The organism is Rhodoferax sp. BAB1, assembly GCF_013334205.1.
Lineage (GTDB): Bacteria > Pseudomonadota > Gammaproteobacteria > Burkholderiales > Burkholderiaceae_C > Hylemonella.
The window spans coordinates 2,657,474-2,675,064 of the sequence record NZ_CP054424.1 but is presented as its reverse complement, the minus strand read 5'-3'; the positions used below and the strand labels follow the sequence as shown (position 1 = coordinate 2,675,064).

The 17,591-nt window shown below is 68.2% G+C and carries 19 protein-coding genes; 9 read left to right on the top strand and 10 right to left on the bottom strand.

Annotated elements, in window-relative coordinates:
* Nucleotides 1-41 precede the first annotated feature (41 nt).
* Together HTY51_RS12810 and HTY51_RS12805 are read left to right on the top strand one after the other, a co-directional pair.
* Nucleotides 42-521, top strand: coding sequence for a hypothetical protein (locus HTY51_RS12810; RefSeq protein ID WP_174253083.1), 480 nt, complete (start codon nucleotides 42-44; stop codon nucleotides 519-521).
* Between the two features lie 310 nt (nucleotides 522-831).
* Entirely contained in the window at nucleotides 832-2,241 is a 1,410-nt protein-coding gene (locus HTY51_RS12805; protein WP_174253082.1) for a multicopper oxidase family protein, read from the top strand.
* Nucleotides 2,242-2,265: 24 nt separating this feature from the next.
* Here the strand turns inward: HTY51_RS12805 and HTY51_RS12800 are convergent, their stop codons facing one another.
* Complete coding sequence (locus HTY51_RS12800) at nucleotides 2,266-3,903, bottom strand: phospholipase D family protein (protein WP_174253081.1); 1,638 nt, start codon at nucleotides 3,901-3,903, stop codon at nucleotides 2,266-2,268.
* 54 nt (nucleotides 3,904-3,957) lie between these two features.
* Here HTY51_RS12800 and HTY51_RS12795 point away from each other — a divergent pair, with 54 nt between their 5' ends.
* The gene (locus HTY51_RS12795; protein ID WP_174253080.1) at nucleotides 3,958-4,098 is read left to right on the top strand and encodes a hypothetical protein; all 141 of its coding nucleotides are present in this window, start codon (nucleotides 3,958-3,960) and stop codon (nucleotides 4,096-4,098) included.
* On the opposite strand, the gene HTY51_RS12790 is transcribed toward HTY51_RS12795, so the two are convergent.
* Nucleotides 4,095-4,874: a dioxygenase gene (locus HTY51_RS12790; RefSeq protein WP_174253079.1), complete on the bottom strand. Its 780-nt coding sequence runs from the start codon at nucleotides 4,872-4,874 to the stop codon at nucleotides 4,095-4,097. The genes HTY51_RS12795 and HTY51_RS12790 overlap by 4 nt on opposite strands.
* The gene (gene ypfH / locus HTY51_RS12785; protein WP_174253078.1) at nucleotides 4,871-5,563 is read right to left on the bottom strand and encodes an esterase; all 693 of its coding nucleotides are present in this window, start codon (nucleotides 5,561-5,563) and stop codon (nucleotides 4,871-4,873) included. Before ypfH ends, HTY51_RS12790 begins: the two co-directional genes overlap by 4 nt.
* Nucleotides 5,564-5,699: 136 nt before the next feature.
* Between ypfH and HTY51_RS12780 the strand changes: the two genes are divergently transcribed.
* A complete protein-coding gene (locus HTY51_RS12780) occupies nucleotides 5,700-6,596 on the top strand; it encodes a LysR family transcriptional regulator (protein WP_174253077.1) in 897 nt (298 codons plus the stop codon).
* Here the strand turns inward: HTY51_RS12780 and HTY51_RS12775 are convergent, their stop codons facing one another.
* Nucleotides 6,597-7,427, bottom strand: a complete 831-nt coding sequence (locus HTY51_RS12775; RefSeq protein ID WP_174253076.1) for an urease accessory protein UreD — start codon at nucleotides 7,425-7,427, stop codon at nucleotides 6,597-6,599.
* Between the two features lie 77 nt (nucleotides 7,428-7,504).
* On the opposite strand from HTY51_RS12775, the gene HTY51_RS12770 reads away from it, so the two are divergent.
* Genes HTY51_RS12770 through HTY51_RS12760 form a run of 3 tightly spaced genes read left to right on the top strand, consistent with a single transcriptional unit; the run spans nucleotide 7,505 to nucleotide 9,134 of the window.
* Nucleotides 7,505-8,218 (top strand): ProQ/FINO family protein, encoded by a 714-nt coding sequence (locus tag HTY51_RS12770; protein ID WP_174253075.1) that lies wholly within the window; start codon nucleotides 7,505-7,507, stop codon nucleotides 8,216-8,218.
* Nucleotides 8,219-8,241: 23 nt separating this feature from the next.
* On the top strand, nucleotides 8,242-8,487 hold the full coding sequence (locus tag HTY51_RS12765; RefSeq protein WP_174254276.1) for a VF530 family DNA-binding protein: 246 nt from the start codon (nucleotides 8,242-8,244) through the stop codon (nucleotides 8,485-8,487).
* Complete coding sequence (locus HTY51_RS12760) at nucleotides 8,484-9,134, top strand: N-methyl-D-aspartate receptor NMDAR2C subunit (RefSeq protein WP_371733829.1); 651 nt, start codon at nucleotides 8,484-8,486, stop codon at nucleotides 9,132-9,134. Before HTY51_RS12765 ends, HTY51_RS12760 begins: the two co-directional genes overlap by 4 nt.
* Before the next feature lie 42 nt (nucleotides 9,135-9,176).
* On the opposite strand, the gene HTY51_RS12755 is transcribed toward HTY51_RS12760, so the two are convergent.
* From HTY51_RS12755 to HTY51_RS12740, 4 genes are read right to left on the bottom strand one after another with little or no spacing between them, the layout of a single operon-like run.
* Nucleotides 9,177-10,460: a hypothetical protein gene (locus HTY51_RS12755; protein WP_174253073.1), complete on the bottom strand. Its 1,284-nt coding sequence runs from the start codon at nucleotides 10,458-10,460 to the stop codon at nucleotides 9,177-9,179.
* On the bottom strand, nucleotides 10,457-11,191 hold the full coding sequence (locus HTY51_RS12750) for an outer membrane lipoprotein-sorting protein (protein ID WP_174253072.1): 735 nt from the start codon (nucleotides 11,189-11,191) through the stop codon (nucleotides 10,457-10,459). The genes HTY51_RS12755 and HTY51_RS12750 overlap by 4 nt, the downstream gene beginning before the upstream one ends.
* Before the next feature lie 10 nt (nucleotides 11,192-11,201).
* Complete coding sequence (locus tag HTY51_RS12745; protein ID WP_174253071.1) at nucleotides 11,202-12,446, bottom strand: FtsX-like permease family protein; 1,245 nt, start codon at nucleotides 12,444-12,446, stop codon at nucleotides 11,202-11,204.
* A complete protein-coding gene (locus tag HTY51_RS12740; RefSeq protein WP_174253070.1) occupies nucleotides 12,443-13,129 on the bottom strand; it encodes an ABC transporter ATP-binding protein in 687 nt (228 codons plus the stop codon). Before HTY51_RS12740 ends, HTY51_RS12745 begins: the two co-directional genes overlap by 4 nt.
* 303 nt (nucleotides 13,130-13,432) lie before the next feature.
* Between HTY51_RS12740 and HTY51_RS12735 the strand changes: the two genes are divergently transcribed.
* Nucleotides 13,433-13,978, top strand: a complete 546-nt coding sequence (locus HTY51_RS12735) for a hypothetical protein (RefSeq protein WP_217448211.1) — start codon at nucleotides 13,433-13,435, stop codon at nucleotides 13,976-13,978.
* A gap of 33 nt (nucleotides 13,979-14,011) precedes the next feature.
* Here HTY51_RS12735 and HTY51_RS12730 read toward each other — a convergent pair whose 3' ends face one another.
* Nucleotides 14,012-15,382, bottom strand: coding sequence for an MmgE/PrpD family protein (locus tag HTY51_RS12730; protein ID WP_174253069.1), 1,371 nt, complete (start codon nucleotides 15,380-15,382; stop codon nucleotides 14,012-14,014).
* Between the two features lie 68 nt (nucleotides 15,383-15,450).
* Nucleotides 15,451-16,416, bottom strand: a complete 966-nt coding sequence (locus HTY51_RS12725; RefSeq protein ID WP_174253068.1) for a tripartite tricarboxylate transporter substrate binding protein — start codon at nucleotides 16,414-16,416, stop codon at nucleotides 15,451-15,453.
* Between the two features lie 208 nt (nucleotides 16,417-16,624).
* Here HTY51_RS12725 and egtD point away from each other — a divergent pair, with 208 nt between their 5' ends.
* Nucleotides 16,625-17,590 carry an L-histidine N(alpha)-methyltransferase gene (gene egtD / locus HTY51_RS12720; protein WP_174253067.1) on the top strand — a complete coding sequence of 322 codons (966 nt, stop codon included), beginning with the start codon at nucleotides 16,625-16,627 and terminating at the stop codon, nucleotides 17,588-17,590.
* Nucleotide 17,591 lies beyond the last annotated feature (1 nt).

Genomic DNA, 17,591 nt, shown 5'->3' with positions numbered 1-17,591 from the left:
TCGCCCTTGGCCGCCCCTCATGTCAAACGTTAGATTGCTCAATGGCCGATCAGCCATCGCTAAGGTTCTCCGCTGGCTTCGTGCTGATGCTGGCGGCAGTCCTTCTACTTCCAGCGCTGTGGTCCTTCGGATCGGCAGTGGCATCGGCTATATCCACAGGCGAAGTTCTAGTCATCAGCGTCGGCCTGACCGAGACCGCGCGACAAATGGTCCCATGGAAGAGCGGATGGGCGCGGTTTGCTGGTCCGCTCATGATCGCGATCGCCCTTTCGCTATATGTCTTACGTGCTCAGAAGCACGCGCAGTCGTGGTGGATCGCAGCTGCTCTTGCATTCTCGGGTCTCTGTCTGCTCCTTTACTCGGCCTGGTTTGTTTCCCTTGGAGCCGCGGCCGCCTTCGTTCTAATTTGGGTGTTTATTGCCGCTTCCTTTTGGCTCGATGCCCACTTCGGCCGCTGGTGGGCGTTCTGCTTCATGCTTGCCTGCGCACTTAGTTTGGCCATCTATGCAGTTGGGACGTAGCTGTGGAGACGCCGCAATCTAACTTGGTAGTCGACGCGGACGCCCGACTACGTCCGCGCGCTTCTCGCGCTCCTGTTGGTCGCTGGTCACTTCTACGTTGAAGTCTGCATATCTGGCTCCGAACGGCAGCTTAGTGACCGAAGCCGGACCGCCAAGTGTCCGTGACGAGGGGCTGCAACCGCTGCATACCGGCCGTTCATGGCGCGGGCTCGATTGGCTGCTGAGGGTCGAGAGCGAGCACAAGACATCCCGAAATTTCATCGGAACTGCAAAGCGGTAAGCTGCGGCGGATCGACAGGAGCGAACCATCATGAACCGCCGTGATCTGCTGCAAACCCTGGCCTGTACCCCCGCGCTGACGGCACCGCTTTTTGCCAGGGCCGCCACGTCCCGCATCCTGAGTGCCGCCCCCGCCACCCTGGCCGCCGCCGGCCAGCCCGCGCTCCCGGTCTGGGCCTACGAAGGCCAGGTGCCCGGCCCGGTGCTGCGCTTCAAGCGCGGCACGGTGCTGGACCTGACGTTGCACAACCAGCTGCCCGACCCCAGCACCATCCACTGGCACGGCATCCGATTACCCAATGCCATGGATGGCGTGCCCGGCCTCACGCAGGCCGCGGTGGCGCCGGGCGAGCGTTTCCCCTACCGCTTCGCGCTGCCCGACGCCGGCACCTACTGGTACCACCCGCACCTGGGCACACCCGAGCAGGTCGATCGCGGCCTGGCCGGTGCGCTGATCGTGGAGGACGACGCGCCGCCGCCGGTGGACCTGGACCTGGTCTGGCTGCTCGACGACTGGCGGCTCGACGCGCAGGGCCGCATTGCAGAGAACTTCTACAACTTCCACGACGTGGCGCACGCCGGCCGCCTGGGCCAGCAGCTCACGGTGAACGGGCAGGTGGACCTGGTGCAGGCCCTGCAGAGCGGCCAGCGCATCCGCCTGCGCCTGGTCAACGCGGCCAATGCGCGCATCTTCGCGCTCAGCCTCGAAGGCTTGCCGGCCTGGCTGATTGCGCGCGACGGCATGCCCGCCGCGACGGCCGTGCCCTGGGAAGGCGAGCTGCTGCTGGGCCCGGGCATGCGCACGGACTTCATCATCGACGCCACACGCGCCGGCCGTTACCAGCTGAAGGACAGCTATGCACGCGGCGAGCGCAGCCTGGCCACGCTGGAGGTGCAAGGCCCGCCCTCGGCCGCGCGCGCGGCGCCCTTGCCCGCGCAGCGCGAGCCCCTGCCCGAGCCGGATCTGGCGCAAGCGCTGGTGCACACCCTGCAGCTGGGCGGCGGCGCCATGAGCCGCGACGGCTGGCCGCAGGAGTCCACGGCCGAACGCGAGGCGCGGCGCCTGCGCCTGCTGAATGGCGCGCGCGAAGCCGCCCCGGCCTGGACCATCAATGGCCAGGCCCACCTGCGCCATGACCGCGAGCACGCCGGCCATGCGGCCGAGTTTCGCGTGCCGACGGGCCGCAGCGTGCGCCTGACCTTCGAGAACAACACGGCCTGGTGGCACCCCATGCACCTGCACGGCCACCACTTCCGCGTGCTGTCACGCAACGGCGAGGCGCTGCCCGAGCGCCCCTGGCGCGACACGGTGCTGCTGGCCCCGCGCGACCGGGTGGAAGTGGCCTTCGTGGCCGACAACCCCGGGCACTGGCTGATCCACTGCCATGTGCTGGAGCACCACGCCGGCGGCCTGGGCACGCTGTTCGAGGTGCAGGGCTGACCCGCGAAGTTTTGCGGCGCGGCGCTACAGCAGGTCTTGCGGCGCCACCATGCCCAGCAGACGCGAGAACAGGCGGCGCCAGAAACCGGCCCCCGGCTCCTGCGCGTAGGACACCGGGGCACCCTGCTCCTCGGTGGTCCACTGCAGCTGCCGGGGCTGCCCTGCTTCTTCGGCCGCCAGCAGGCTGACGCGGTAGGCGCGCGCCGGGCGCACGGCGTCGTCGAACAGTTGGCCGATGATGGCGCCGAGTTCGGCGCTTTCGCTCAGCAGGCCGACCTCGGTGTTGGACAGCCGCGAGCGCGGGTCGAGGTTCATGGAGCCCACCACCACATGGCGGCGGTCGATCACGATGGCCTTGGTGTGCAGGTAGGCGGCAGAGCCCCCGCCCAGCCGGCTGCGGACCGTCTCCAACCGCTCGGGGCGCATCTCATGGAGTTCCACCCCGGCGGCGAGCAGGCGCTCGCGGTGGCGGGCGTAGCCGGCATGCGCCAGCGGCACCACGTCGGCCGAGGCCAGGGAGTTGGTCAGCACACGCACACGCACGCCGCGCTGCACCAGTTGTCCAAACGCCAGCATGCCCTGCTCGCTGGGGATGAAGTAGGGCGAGATGAGGATCAGTTCGCGGCGGGCCTGGGTCACCAGGGGGCGGATGCGCTCGGCGAACACCGGGTTGGTGCCGGAGGCCGCGCTCCCCGTGACCACCTTGTGCGGGGGGTCGGCGAAGACCAGGGCCGGCGCCATGATGAGAGGAATGCGTCCCGCACGCAGGGTGGACCCGATGCCGCCTTCGCGCAGCGCCCGCGCGTAATCGGTGTCACGGAACTCCGCCACCCGGGCCTGCAGGTCCTGCTCGAAGCGGGTCAGCGCCTCGGGCGGCGGTGCCTGCGCGACGAAGGCCTGGATCGGCACCGCCCACTCGCTGTTCCAGTAGCTGTCGAAGCCGCGCGAGATCTCGCCCACCGCCGGACCGGCCACCAGCATGTCGAGGTCGCTGAAGTTGAGCTGGCCGCTGGCGTCGAAGTATTCGTCGCCGAGGTTGCGCCCGCCGATCACGGCCATCGCGTTGTCGGCCACCCAGAGCTTGTTGTGCATGCGGCGGTTCAGCCGCTGCCCGTTGCCGATGAATTCGAGCAGCTGCGACACGCCGAAGGCGCCGCGGCTCGAGAAGGGGTTGAAGACGCGCACCTCGACGTTGGCAAACCCCGCGAGCGCGGCCAGGTCCAGGTCCTTGCCGGCGGCGTCCAGGTCGTCGACCAGCAGGCGCACGCGCACGCCGCGCTGCGCCGCGCGCAAGACCCGGGCCATCAGCAGCTGTGTGGTCGTGTCCTTGCGCAGGATGTAGTACTGCAGGTCCAGCGTGTGCTGCGCAGCCTCGGCCAGGGCCGCGCGTGCACCCAGTGCGTCCATGCCGCTGGACAGGGTGTGCAGGCCGGACTGGCCCTCGTGCCCGGCCAGCTGGCTTGCATAGGCCTGGCCGATGGGGGTGGTGGCCGGCGTGGGCCAGGCCGACGATGCCGGACGCGGGACGTCCAGCCGTGGCGTGCTGCAGGCGCCCAGCAGCAGGCAGCAGGCGGCAAGCGCACACTGCAGCACCGTGCCCAGGAGGCGCTGGCGCCCGTGGGGCGTGCGGCCCGGGTGCTCCGGAGGCGGGGGCGTCGACATGGCGCCATCTTAGGCGGCCTGCGGAACCGGCCGGCGAGGCTTTAACATCGCGGCATGAAAATGACCTACGTCTTCGCCGCCATCCTCATCGCCAGCGTCATCGGTGCACTGGTGCCCACCCGTCTCGTCAAGACCCTGATGCTGGTGCTCGCCGGCGTGCTGGCCGCCTACGGCCTGTACCGCCTGCTGGGCTAAACCTCCATCGCAAACGCATCCATGGCCAGCATGCCGTACATGACCTCGCGGCTGAGGTAGTCGGGTCGTGCGCCATCGGCCGCCGCGCCGAGCGCGAAGAACAGCGGCAGGAAGTGGTCTTCCGTCGGGTGCGCGCGCTGGGCGTGCGGGGCCTGCCGGCGGTAGTCCAGCAGGGCGGCCGTGTCGCCGCTGGCGATCCTGCTTTCCACCCAGCGGCTGAATTCGATGACGTAGGGCGCGGCTTCGGTCTGGCCGCCGAAGAACTCGCCCAGGTTGTGCGTCATGCTGCCCGTGCCCATGAGCAGCACGCCGCGCTCGCGCAGGGGGTGCAGCGCGCGGCCCAGTGCGTAGACCTGGGCCGGGCCCCAGTTGGCGGGCAGGGCGAGCTGCAACACGGGCACGTCGGCTTCGGGGTACATGTGCAGCAGCGGTACCCAGGTGCCGTGGTCGAAGGGTCGGCGATTGTCCAGGCCTGCCTCGATGCCGGCGGCCTGCAGCAGGCCCACGACGTCTTGCGCCAGCGCGGGATTGCCGGGCGCCGGGTACTGCAGGGTGTAGAGCTCGGGCGGGAAACCGCCGAAGTCGTGCCAGGTCTGCGGCGCGGGTGTGCTCATCACCGTGGGCGTGCGCGCCATCCAGTGCGGCGACATCACCACGATGGCGCTGGGCTTGCCGTGCGCCTGCGCCCAGGCGCGCAGGGCCGGGCCGGTGCTGCCGGCGTCCACGGCGAAGAGTGGGGCGCCGTGCGAGACAAAAAGGCTGGGCAGGGGCTTCATACGGGGTCCTTGGCAGGGTTGTCCTCACCGGGCTTGAGCCACAGCCGCGCCGGCACGTGCTGCTGCAGTTTCTCCACCGCCAGTTCCACCAGATCGGGGTGCAGTTCGTGGCCGATGAAGGGCAATACGTCGGCCGTGAAGTCCGTGCCCAGCGCCTTCAGGCGCAGGGCGCCTTCTATGGCGTGGCTGTAGGGCATCACCGTGTCGGCCTTGCCGTGCAGCAGGTGCAGGGTGCTGCCTTCGTGCAGGGGCGCCTCGGGCAGGCGCGCAAAACGCCCGGCGATGGCGATCACACGCGCGGCCACCGGCTCGGGGCGCAGCGCCGAGGCCAGCGCCATGATGGCGCCCTGCGAGAAACCCACCAGGGCGGTGCCGGCCGTGTCCACACCGGCACGCTCCTGCCAGTGGCGCACGGCAAATTCAAAGGCGGGCAGGGCGGCGTCCACGCGTTCCACGCGGTTCTCTTCCGTCACGCCCGTCACCGAAAACCATTGCCAGCCACCGGGCGCGAGTTCGCTGGCATGGGGGGCGTCCACCGCCACCACCATGGCCTGCGGGAAGGCCTGGGCATAGGCCTGGCCCAGCCCGGCCAGGGACTGGGCGTTCGAGCCCACGCCGTGGAAGAGCAGGATGAGCTGCGCCGCCTTGGGGCTGGGCTGCTGGAGGATGAGGGCCTGGGGCTGGTTCATGGGGGCTTTCTGTGGGCGCCTGGGTATGGCGCTGGATCCACTGTATTGGATGAGCTGGCTTTGATAAATATCGATCTGATTGACTTATTGATTACTAAATTGAAACAATAGGGCCTGAAACACCCGAAACAGCGGCATGGACCAGTTCAAAGAGATCGAATCCTTCGTGGCGGTGGCGCAGCTGGGCAGCTTCGTGAAGGCGGCCGACCGGCTGGGTATTTCCAAGGCCATGGTCTCGCGCCATGTCAGCGAACTGGAGGCGCGCCTGGGCGTGCGGCTGATGCAGCGCAGCACGCGCCGCGTTTCGCTGAGCGACGCCGGGGCCGAGTACCTGCAGCGCTGCGTGCAGATCCTGGGCGAGCTGCACGATGCCAACGCCGCTGTCAGCGCCACGGCCGTGCAGGCGCAGGGCTTGCTCAAGGTCACCGCGCCGCTGACCTTTGGCATCCGCCACATGGCGCCGCTGTGGGGCGAGTTCCTGCGCATCCACCCGCGGGTGGAGCTGGAGGTCAACCTGAATGACCGGGTGGTGGACCTGATCGAGGAGGGCTACGACCTGGCCGTGCGCATCGGCCAGCTGGCCAGTTCCTCGCTGATCGCACGACGCATCAGCGGCACGCGCCTGGTGCTGTGCGCTTCGCCGCGTTACCTGCAGCAGGCGGCGCCCATCCATGCGCTGGACGACCTCGGCGACCACGACGTGATCGCCTACACCTACCTGGCCACCGGCGAACAGTGGAGCTTCACCGGGCCCCAGGGCACGCGCAGCATCACCGTGCACCCGCGCCTGCGCAGCAACAGCGGCGACACCTGCCGCGCCGCGGCGCTGGCAGACCAGGGCATCGTGTTCCAGCCCAGCTTCCTGGTGGGGGAGGATTTGAAGGCCGGCCGTCTGGTGGAAATCCTGCCGCAGTACGCGGGGCCGGAGCTGGATATCAGCGTGGTCTATCCCAGCCGGCACCACCTTTCGCACAAGGTGCGCGCCATGGTGGAATTCCTGAGTGCGGCTTTCGCGCAGGCCGGACGGGTCTAGTCACATCGCCCAGATGCGCGGCGGCACGGCGTCGAGTTGCCAGAGCTGCTGGCGCCAGGCGGCGCGCAGGCTCTTGAGCAGTCCCATGGCAGGCTCCACCAGCGGGGCCAGCACACGCACCACCAGCACCTGGGGATGGGGGCTGGTGGCGCCGGCGGTGGCGCGCAGGTCGTGCGCGGCGATCAGCTCGCGCACCACCTCCAGCGCGGTTTCGCGCCGCTCGCGCGGGATAGGTTCGCCCGCCACGAAAAACAGCGTGCCCATGCAGCGCTGGCCGGCCAGGCCCAGCGGACCGTCCATCAGGCGGGTGTCGCTGGCGGCGATGCGGCCCTGCTCCAGCCAGACGCCGGGGACTTCCAGGTGCTGCGCGAACGTGCCTTCGGCAAAAGGCAAGTCCGCCATGGGCAGGCCCAGGGCGGTCACGTCCCAGCCCATGAGCTCGGCGCCGGGCGCCAGTTCGAACACGGCCTTGTTCTCGGCGCGGCACTGGTTGTAGGCCAGCGCCTCCAGCGGCAGCCATTCCAGGCGGGCACCGGCTTCGAGGCGCGCATGCACCCACTGGCGCGCGACTTCACTGCTGCTGCGGTAAAAGCGCGTGGCGCCGGGCGTGGTGACCAGGCCGTGGGCGCCGGGGCCGACGGAGAGCTTGATGTCCAGCGTGTCGCCGCCCACCAGGCCGCCGGGCGGGTGCACCAGCACGTTGTGGCAGATGGCCCCGCCTTCGGGGTAGAGGCTTTGCAGGATGCGCAAGGGGCCGTCATGCAGGTAGTGCGCCACGCTGCGCGGGCCATCACGGGTGTAATCGAGTTGCAGCGAGGCGTGCCAGGTCATGCCGCAAGTCTAATGGGGCCAGGGGACAGGCCGGCCCGGGTGACGGACAATCGGGGCTTCTCCGAAATTCGACACCCATGACGACCAGCACTTCCCTGTCTACCGCGGCTTCGGCCGAAACGCCTGCCAACGCAACCGCACCAGCGGCCAAACCCGAAGGCAAGAGCAGCCTGGCCGCGCGCAAGCAGTCGGCGCTGCCCGTGCTGGAGCAGCTCTTCGGCCTCTACCCCCGTCTCTTCGGCGCCGACTTCCTGCCGCTCAAGCGCGGCATCTTCCAGGACCTGCTGGAGCGGCACCCGGAAGTGTTCCAGCGCGACAGCCTGAAGGCCGCGCTGGCCGTGCACGCGCGCTCCACCCGCTACCTGCAATGCGTGGCGGCGGGCAAGGCCCGGCACGACCTGGACGGCGTGGCCGTGGAAGAGGTGGCACCCGAGCACGTCTTCCAGACCCTGGTGGAGCTGCACCGCCGTCGCCAGGCCCGCACGCAGGAGGACCTGGCCCCCAAGCTGCGGGCCCAGTTGTCGGCCGCCTTCGAAGCCTCGGGCCTGAGCCGCCAGGACTATCTGGCGCGGCTGCCCTCGCAGGACGACACCATCATGGCGCTGCTGGACGAGGCCCTGAACGTGAGCGCGGAGAAGATCGCCCGCGAGGAGGCGCTGTACAAAGCCTTCGAGGCCAGCGGCAAGAGTGCGCGCGATTTCGCCGACATGTATGGCGTGGCCGAGCGCGACGTCATCAAGGCCGCGCTGGCCAGCAAACGGCGCGCGCAGGCCGCCGCCGCTACGGCTTGAAGCCGGACGGGCCGCCCGTGTCCATGCCGCCGCCGCCCGCCCAGCCGCGCAACCCGCTGCACGGCCTGACGCTGGAGGCCATCCTCACGGCGCTGGTGGCGCACTACGGCTGGCCCGGCCTGGCCGAGCGCATCGCGGTGCGCTGCTTTCAAGTGGACCCCAGCATCAAGTCGAGCCTCACGTTTTTGCGCAAGACCCCCTGGGCACGCGAGAAGGTGGAAGGGCTGTATCTCTACATGCAACGCGAGCAGCAGCGTGCGCGGAGATGAGGGCTATGCAGGACCTGCCGGATAGCAGCCGCTTGCAGACGTCCTGGGCCCGTTGCTGGTTGGCGCTGGGGGCCGCCGGTGAGGGCCAGGTCCTGATGGACCGCCTGCTTGCATCCTGGGCCGAACCGCAGCGCAGATATCACACCCTGCAGCACCTGGACGAATGTCTGGCGCTGTTCGAGCGCAGCCGTGCACTGGCCGAACATCCCGCCGAGGTGGAGATGGCGCTGTGGTTCCACGACGCGGTGTACGACGTGCGCGGCAAGGACAACGAGGCCCGCAGTGCGGCGTGGGCGCAGGCCGAGCTCCGTGCAGCAGGGGTGGGCGCCGCGGCCATCGAACGCATCGCCGGGCACATCATGGCCACCTGCCATGCGGCCCTGCCCAACGGGGGCGACCAGCAACTGCTGGTTGATATCGACCTGTCCATCCTGGGCGCGCCCCGGCCCCGTTTCCTCGACTACGAGGAGCAGGTGCGCGCCGAGTACGGCTGGGTGCCGGGATTCCTGTTCCGGCGCAAGCGGCGCGAGATCCTCAGGGAATTCCTGGCGCGCGAGCCGATCTTCGGCACCCCCCTGATCCGCGAGGAGATCGAAGGCCGGGCGCGCGAGAACCTGGCGTATTCGATCGCGGCGCTCGGGGGCTGACCCCGGCATCTCCACCAGCTGCGTGAGCCGGGTGGCGGCTTGTCAGAAGTAGAGCCGCGCGAGCAGTTCGATGCGCCGCCCCGTGGCCTTCTCGCCGAACTCGGTGCCGGCCGCACCGTGCAGCAGGATGGCACGCGCGCGCAGTTCGACGTTCTGCCAGCCGGTGTAGCTGAGTTCGGGAGCCGCCTGCCAGCTGTGGTCGTTCGCATTGGCGATGATGGACAGCGCCGGTGTGACGTAGAGCCAGTCGAAGGGGTCCTTGGCGCTGACGCGCAGGTAGACGTAGTGGCTGCCTGCCGTGGGGCGCGCATAAGCCGATTGCGCCAGGGAGCGCGCCAGGTTCTGGTCGGCGAGCGTGCCCCCAGGGGCGTAGGCGTCGCTGACCAGCTGGTAGAAGGCGCTGAGTTCATCCTGCGCATAACCCAGGCCGTTGCGGTAGAGCTCCAGGATCCAGGTGACCTCGTTCTCGGTCAGGTAACGGGCGCCCAGCAACCAGCTGTCGGCGTTGCCGATGCGCGTGCCCACGCTGCCATCGGCGTTGACCACGCGCTGGCTGGCGCTGATGGTGCGCGCCCATTCGCCGTGCACTTCCCACTGGCTGCCGAGGTTGCGCGAGAAGTCCAGGCCCACGCGTTCGGGACGGCTGCCTTTGGCGGCCCACATCAGGTCGATGTCGGTGTCGGCCCACAGCAGGTAGAGCTTGGCGCCGGCATTGAGTTCGTCCGGGCTGCCGTAGTCCCGGTTCAGGGCGCTGTTGACGGGCAGCAGCACGGGCATGAAACCCACGGCGGCCAGCGTGCCGGGCAGGCTGTGCACCCAGTCGGCGGTGGCCATCACATACCCTTCGCGCGACAGGGTCGGGTCGCTCGGGTCCTTGGGGCGTTCGAAGAAGCCCACCGGGTTCCAGGCATAACCCTTGCCCCAGCGCTGCAGCTGCTTGCCGGCATCGAGGGACAGGCCCGTGGTCGGGCTCAGGCGCAGGCCTGCTTCGTACCAGGTGGTGGTGTGGCGGGTTTCCAGCGCGTCGTGGGCGGCGGTGCCGGCCAGGCGCCCATACAGCGTGAGGGTGTCGCGCTGGTATTTGCCGGCGAGTTCGTAGCCGGCGCTCTGGCGGTCCAGCGTGCTGCGGCTGCCCGCGCCGGGAAAGCTCAGTGGATACATCGCGCTGTCGGGGCGCAGGGAGTAGTGCTCGGCCTTGGCCTCGACGAAGCCGTTCAGCTCCCAGGGGGAAGGTTCGATTTCCGAGAGGTTGAAGCTGTAGTCGGCAGCATGGGCGCCGGTCACGGCGGCGGCCAGCAGGCAGGCCGTGACGGCGCCGCGGATCACTTGCGCAGCTCGTCCAGGCGCGACATGAAGTTCAGCGTGAAGACTTCGTCGGCCACGGTGCGCTTCTTCACGGCCGCGTAGAGCATGACGGACTTGTAGCCCTTGTACAGCGGGCTGTCGGTTTCCACCGTGGCCGGTCGGCGGATGCCGCCGCCGAAGTCCTTGATGTCCTTGAAGTGCAGGGTCTTGACCAGCATGCCGCTGGCGGCATAGGCTTCGATGCGGGTGGGCAGCACGGTCTTCTTGTCCACCGTGAGCTTCAGGCGGTCGTAGGCCACGGCGCCGGTCTTGGCCTTGAGGTCGAGCAGGTAGTTGGCGCCCTCTTCGCTGGCGCTGGTGACGTCGTATTCCTCGGAATAGTCCACGCGCAGGATGTCGGCGTTGTTGAAGACGCCGCCCGTCACCGACTGCAGGCTGGTGATGCGCACCGGCTTGCCGACGTTGGGGATGTAGAGCCACATGTTGTCGCCCTGGCGCAGGGTGCTGCGGCCCTTGTCGCTGGCCGGCGCCAGGAAGAGCGCGGCCACCTTGTCACGCCCCTTCTTGACCGAGTAGAGGATGAATTCCTTGCGCTTGCCGTCGGGCTCCTCGTTGATGAGCTTGCGTGTCATCTCGTAGGCCTCGGGTTCGAGGTTGCGGTCGACCTTTTCGAGCAGGGCCCGTCCGTCCAGCGCCAGCACGGCGGCGGGCAGGCAGGCGCAGGCCAGGGCGAGGAAATGTTTCAGTTTCATGGAGCGACTTTCAAACGTGGCGCAGCGCCTGGATCGGGTCCATGCGCGAGGCGCGCCAGGCCGGTTGCAGGCTGGCGATGACGGCCATGCCCACCACCAGCAGGGCGACGGAGAGCATCTCGCCTGCCGAGAGTGTGGGGTGCAGGGTGATCAGCTGCCGGCCGAAGGGGAACTGCAGGGGGTAGAGGTTCAGCAGGCCCACCACGGCCGCGCTCAGGGCCACGCCGACGATGGCCCCCAGCAGGCCCAGCAGCAGGCCTTCGCCCACGTAGAGGCCGAGGATGCGGCTCGGCGGCGTGCCGATGGCGGCCAGCGTGCCGATCTCGCGGATGCGCTCGTACACGGCCATCAGCATCACGTTCATGACGCTGGTCAGCACGATGGCCACCAGCATCACGCGGATGAACAGGGTCATGAGGTCGATCATGCTGGCGATGTTCGCAAAGGGCGAAAGCCCCTTCCAGTCGTGCAGCTCCAGCACGGGCCGGCCCTGCGGGTTGGTCAGCTGTCCCAGCCGGGCGCCCAGCGAGGCCATGACCTTGTCGAGTTTGCCGAGGTCCTTGAGTCGCACCACGATTTCCATGGCCTCGGCCTCGTCCATGCGCAGCAGTTCGCGCGCGTCGTCCGTGTGCAGGTAGGCGTCGCGCCCGCCCGGGCCGGTCACGGGTTCGAGCACGCCGCGCACCTTGAAGTTCTTGCCGTTGACCGAACCCTCGCGGTTGGTTGCCACCAGCACCACCGAGTCGCCGACTTTGACCTTCATGCCGCGCGCCAGCAGTTCGGGGATCAGCAGTTCGCCCGGCGCCAGCAGGGGCCCTTCGCGACCGCCTTCGATGATGCGGGTGCGCAGGCCCGGCGCGGCGGCGTCCTCGGCTACCGGGTCGATGCCGTTGAGGCGGATGCTGGTGGTTTCGTTGAAGTTGCTGAACATGGCGCCCAGCTTCAGGCGCACCGAATAGGCGGCGATGGCCGGTTCGGCGTCCAGCTCGGCCTTCACCTTGTTGATCAGCTGGGGCGAGAGGTTGAGGTTGAGCGGCAGGTTGTCCACCGAGGCCACGTAGCCCCGGCGGTGCACCTCCATGTGGCCCAGCAGGCTGTCGGTGATCTGGCCGATCATGACCTGCTTGAAGGAGCCGGCCGCCGAGACGAAGAGCAGCATGGCCAGCACGCCCAGCGTGATCAGGCCGGCCGTCAGCAGGGTGCGGCGGTGGTAGCGCATCAGGTTGCGCGCCGAGAGGCGAAGAACGGCGATCATGCGTGCACCTCCTTCACCAGGCGGCCGTCTTCCAGCATCAGCGTGCGTTCGGCGGCCTGCATGATCTTGGGGTCGTGGGTGGAAAAGACGAAGGTGGTGCCGTAGTCGTCGCGCATCTGTTTCATGAGGGCGATCACCTTGTGGGCGGTTTCATGGTCGAGGTTGGCCGTGGGTTCGTCGGCCAGCACCAGCTTGGGTTCCGACACCAGCGCGCGCGCTACCGCGACGCGCTGCTTCTGGCCGCCGGAGAGCTGGTCGGGCCGCTTGTGGGCCTGCGCGGCCATGCCCACGGCGTCCAGCAGCTTCATGACCTGGGCATGCCGCTTGGCGGGCGCCCAGCCGCGCACCATCAGCAGCGGGTACTCGACGTTCTCGTAGGCCGACAGCACGGGCACCAGGTTGAACTCCTGGAACACGAAACCCAGGTTCTCGCCGCGAAAGTGGGCGGACGCCTTGCGGTCCAGCGCCGCCACGTCCGTGCCCATCACGGTCAGGCGGCCACTGCTGGGGTGGTCGAGGCAGCCGATCAGGTTGAGCAGGGTGGACTTGCCGCTACCGGAGGGGCCGACGAAGGCGACGAATTCCCGGGTGTCGATGGTGAGCGAGATGTCGCGCAGCGCATAGAACTCGACATCGCCGGAACGGTAGATTTTGGAGACGGCGCTCGCTTCGATCAGTGACATGACGGCCTTGCAGTGAGCAAGGCTCCCTTATAAGCATGCCCCCAGGGGTTGTCAAACCAGGCCCGGCCTGGATTTGATGTAGATCAAGGATGCGTGCCGGTGCGGTGGGCGCGCTGCGGCCGTAACGTTGGAAACAAAAAATCTTTTTGCCGGGATGCCAGATGAAAGATGCGTAAGGTCGGACCGGTTCCTGATGCCCGGTGGTTTTAGGTCTTGCGTGTGGCTGGTCTCGGGCACGCTTGCAGGGCCACCGTTCGGAACAGCCCGGCTTGAACAAGCCCTCCACCATCCATGGGAAGCAGCATGAAAAACGACGCCTTGTCCGTCACCATCCAGAAGGTTTTCGCCAAGGGTTTCACCTTCCTCTTCCTGGCGATTTCCGCGACCATCCTGCTCTCCACCCTGGGCACGGCGGTCGGTCAGCTCCTGCACGGGGAGGACATCACGCAGATCGTCATCAAGATCGTCAATGCCGGTGTGATTGCCATGGCGGTGTTTGAGCTGGCCATGGTGATCAGCAAGGAGTATGGGGAAGAAGAGGGGCACGACGTGATCGTCATGCTCCGGCGCACGCTGCCGCGTTTCATCGGCACGGTCTGCGTGGCGCTGTCGCTGGAAGGCCTGATCATGGTCATCAAGTACAGCCAGCTGGACCTGGCGGGCAATCTGTATTACCCGGTGGCCATCATCGTCAGTGCGGCCCTGCTGCTGACGGCACTCGGTGCCTTCCTGCGCCTGGCGCCGAACCGGGGCATGGAGCTGACCCTGCCCGTCCACGAGACGGCCTCTGCGCCCTCGCTCCCGGGCGATGCCCGCACCGTTCCCTCCCTGGCTGCCAGATGCTGTTGAGCAGCAAGGTGGCAGCGCGGGGGGGGGGCTGTTTCAGGGACGTGCCAGGGCGGTGAGCTGACGCACGTCGCCGATGCTGCCCAGCTTCCAGCAGGCGGCGATCAGTTCGCCCGTCTTGCCCTTGCCGATCACCGGATCCGACAGGTCGCGGAACTTGCCTTCCAGCATGGCGTCGGTCATGGGGTTCTCCAGCGAGCCGATGGCGTGCTTGACGAAGACGTGCACCCGGCGGCCGTCCTTGAGCACGGCGGTCACGTCGGCGCTGGCCTCGTCGATGCTGTCATCGACAGTTGCCACCACCTTGCGGCGCAGTGCCACCATGTCGGGGCGGTTGACGATGTCGTCGGCGTACTGGTCTTCACCGGCCTTGCCGAAGATCAGGCCGCAGGCGCAGCCGTGGTAGACGCTGAACTTGCCCTGCAGGCCGTCGGCCGGTTCCTTCTTGCCCGTGAGTTCCAGCACCAGCGAATGCACCTTGAGCTCGATGCGCTCCACGTCCTCGGCCTTCACGCCCTGCGCGCGCAGCTGGGCGCAGGCGTCGATGCTGGGGTGGATCACGATGCCGCAGGCGAAGGGCTTGTAGCTGTTGAAGGAGATCTCGAAGCGCTGGCCCAACTCATCCGTGATCTCGTTCCACGCGTATTTGGTGGAGATGGTCTGGATCATGCCGCGCGGCGCTTCCAGTGCTTTCGGGCTGGCGGTGAAACCCTGGCTGGCCAGCAGCGCCGACATCAGGCCGGCACGCGCTGCGCCGCCCGGGTGGAAGGGTTTGGTCATGGTGCCGAACTGCTCGCGCATGCCCACGGGCTGCGAGGCGGCGATGCCCAGCGCCATGGCGGTCTTGTGCTCGTCCAGGCCCAGCAGGCGGGCGCAGCCGGCGGCCGCACCCAGGGTGCCGGTGGAGCCGGTGATGTGCCAGCCGCGGTCGTAGTGCTCGGGGTACATGGTGTTGCCCACGCGGCAGGAGACGTCGATGCCCAGCACCAGCGCGTCGATCACGGCGCGGCCCGACAGGCCCTTGTGCTCGGCCAAGGCCAGCACGGCCGAGGCCACGGGGCCGGCCGGGTGGATGATGGTCTTCAGGTGCGTGTCGTCGAAGTCAAAGGTGTGCGAGGTGATGCCGTTGACCAGGGCGGCGCTGGCCATGTCGACCTTGTCGGCGCGGCCCAGCACGCTGGCCTGTGGCGCCGGCTGCAGCATGGCGACGGCGCCCAGCGCGGCGTGTGCGGACTCGTGCTGCGCGGCGCCCACGGCACAGCCCAGCCAGTTCATGAAGGTGCGGTGGGCTTCGTGGTCCACTGCGTCGCTCCAGCCGCGCGAGGGATGCGTGGCCACAAAACGGGCCAGGGTTTGCGTGACGGGCGGGGCGTTGTGGTCGGCGGTGACCTGGGTATTGCGGGCCATGGAGAATCTTCGGTTGCTATAAAAAGAGAAGCAACCCGGCGGCGACCGGGTTGCAGGCGGAAACGAGTTTAACTGTCGAGCTGGATGCCGCGATCGCGCGCAAGCCGGGTCCAGCGTGCGATGTCCTCGCGCATGAACTTGCCGAAGGCCTCGGCGCTCATGGGCATGGGCTCGATGGCCTCGATCGAGAGCTTCTCGCGCATGTCCGGTGCCTTGAGCACGGTGCCCAGCGTGTCGTTGAGCTGCTTGACGATGGCCGCCGGCATGTTGGCCGGGCCCACCACGCCGTACCACTGCATGGCGTCGAAGCCCTTGTAGCCCAGTTCGTCCAGCGTGGGCGTGTCCTTGAGCTGCGGATGGCGTTGTCCGCCGGTCACGGCCAGGGCGCGCACGCGGCCCGAGCGGATGTGCGGCAGGGCCGCGGCCAGCCCGGGGAACATGGCCTGGGTCTGGCCGCCAATCAGGTCGGTGAAGGCCGGGGCCACGCCGCGGTAGGGGATGTGCACCATGAAGGAATTGATCTGCTGCTTGAACAGCTCCATGGTCAGGTGGGTGAGCGAGCCCGCGCCGGCCGAGCCGTAGCTGATCTTGCCCATGTTGGCGCGCAGGTAGGCCACGAACTCCCGGACGTCCCTGGCGGGAATGCCGGCGTTGACCACCAGCACATTGGGGGTGCCGCCGATCATGCCGATGGGCGTGAAGTCCTTGATCGGGTCGTAGGGCAGCTTGCGCGTGGCCGGGCTGGTGCCGTGCGTGGCCACGTAGCCCTGCATCAGGGTGTAGCCATCGGGCGCGGCCTTGGCCGTGTTCTGGCTGGCGATGACACCGCCGCCGCCGCCCTGGTTGTCGACCACGAAAGTCTGGCCCAGCGCCTTGCCCCAGCGCTCGGTCACGGTGCGGCCCACCATGTCGCTGCCGCCACCGGCGGCCACCGGCACGATGTAGCGGATCGGCTTGCTGGGGTAGCTTTGCGCGTGCAGCAAGGTCGGGGCCAGCAGCAGGGGGCTGGCGCCCAGCAGGGTACGACGTTTCATGGAGGTCTCCTTTTTATGGGTGCAGTGCGTGGCGGTGGCCCACCATGGTGGGCTCCAGGCTCAAATTGTCTACACTTTGAAGACTAGTGTAAACATGTTGCCCGGGCATTGTGCGCCAGGATGGCCGGGGGCACCAGCCGTAGAAACCACAATGCCCGGGGCGCCTGCTGCCGGGTGGGCACGGCGCTTGCGCTGCTATATTGGCCGCATGTCACCCACCGGGCTGCGCCAGCCGCGTTTCCTCCAGCTCTACCACGAAGACCGCGCGGCGCTGCGCGAGGAACTGGCCGGGGGCCTGCTGGCCACGCCGGCACGGACCTCGCCCAAATACCTCTACGACCCGCTGGGCTCGCGCCTGTTCGACGCCATTACGGAGTTGCCCGAGTACTACCCCACGCGCACCGAAGCCGCCCTGCTGCTCATGCACGGTGCCGCGATCGCCCGGGAAGTGCCCAAGGGCGCCACGCTGGTGGACCTGGGGGCCGGCAACTGCGAGAAGGCGGCGCGGCTGTTCGGCCTGCTGCAGCCGGCGCGGTACGTGGCGGTGGACATCTCGGTGGACTACCTGAACAACGCCTTGCAGTGCCTGCAGCGCCAGTTCCCCGCGCTGGACATGCTGGGCGTGGGGCTGGACTTTTCCTCGCAGCTGACCCTGCCGCCCGAGGTGGGCGAGGGCCCGCGCCTGCTGTTCTACCCGGGCTCCAGCATTGGCAACTTCACCCCCGAGGAGGCACTGGTCTTCCTGCGCCAGGTCCGCGCGGCGGCGCAGGGTGGCGGCCTGCTGATCGGGGTGGACCTGCTCAAGCCGACGGACGTGCTGCAGGCAGCCTACGACGACGCGCTGGGCGTGACGGCGGCCTTCAACAAGAACCTGCTGCTGCACATCAACCGCGTGCTGGGCAGCGACTTTGCCGTGCACGACTGGTCGCACGTGGCTTTTTTCAACGCGGCGGCCTCGCGCATCGAGATGCACCTGCAGGCCCGGCGCGAACTCACCGTGCGCTGGCCCGGCGGCGAACGCCGTTTTGCGCAGGGCGAGCGCATCCACACCGAGAACTCCTGCAAGTACGCCCTGGCCGATTTCCAGACCCTGCTGGCAGCGGCCGGTTTTACGCGGGTGCAGGCCTGGACGGACGAACGCGGCTGGTTTGCCATGTACTGGGCGCAAGCCTGAG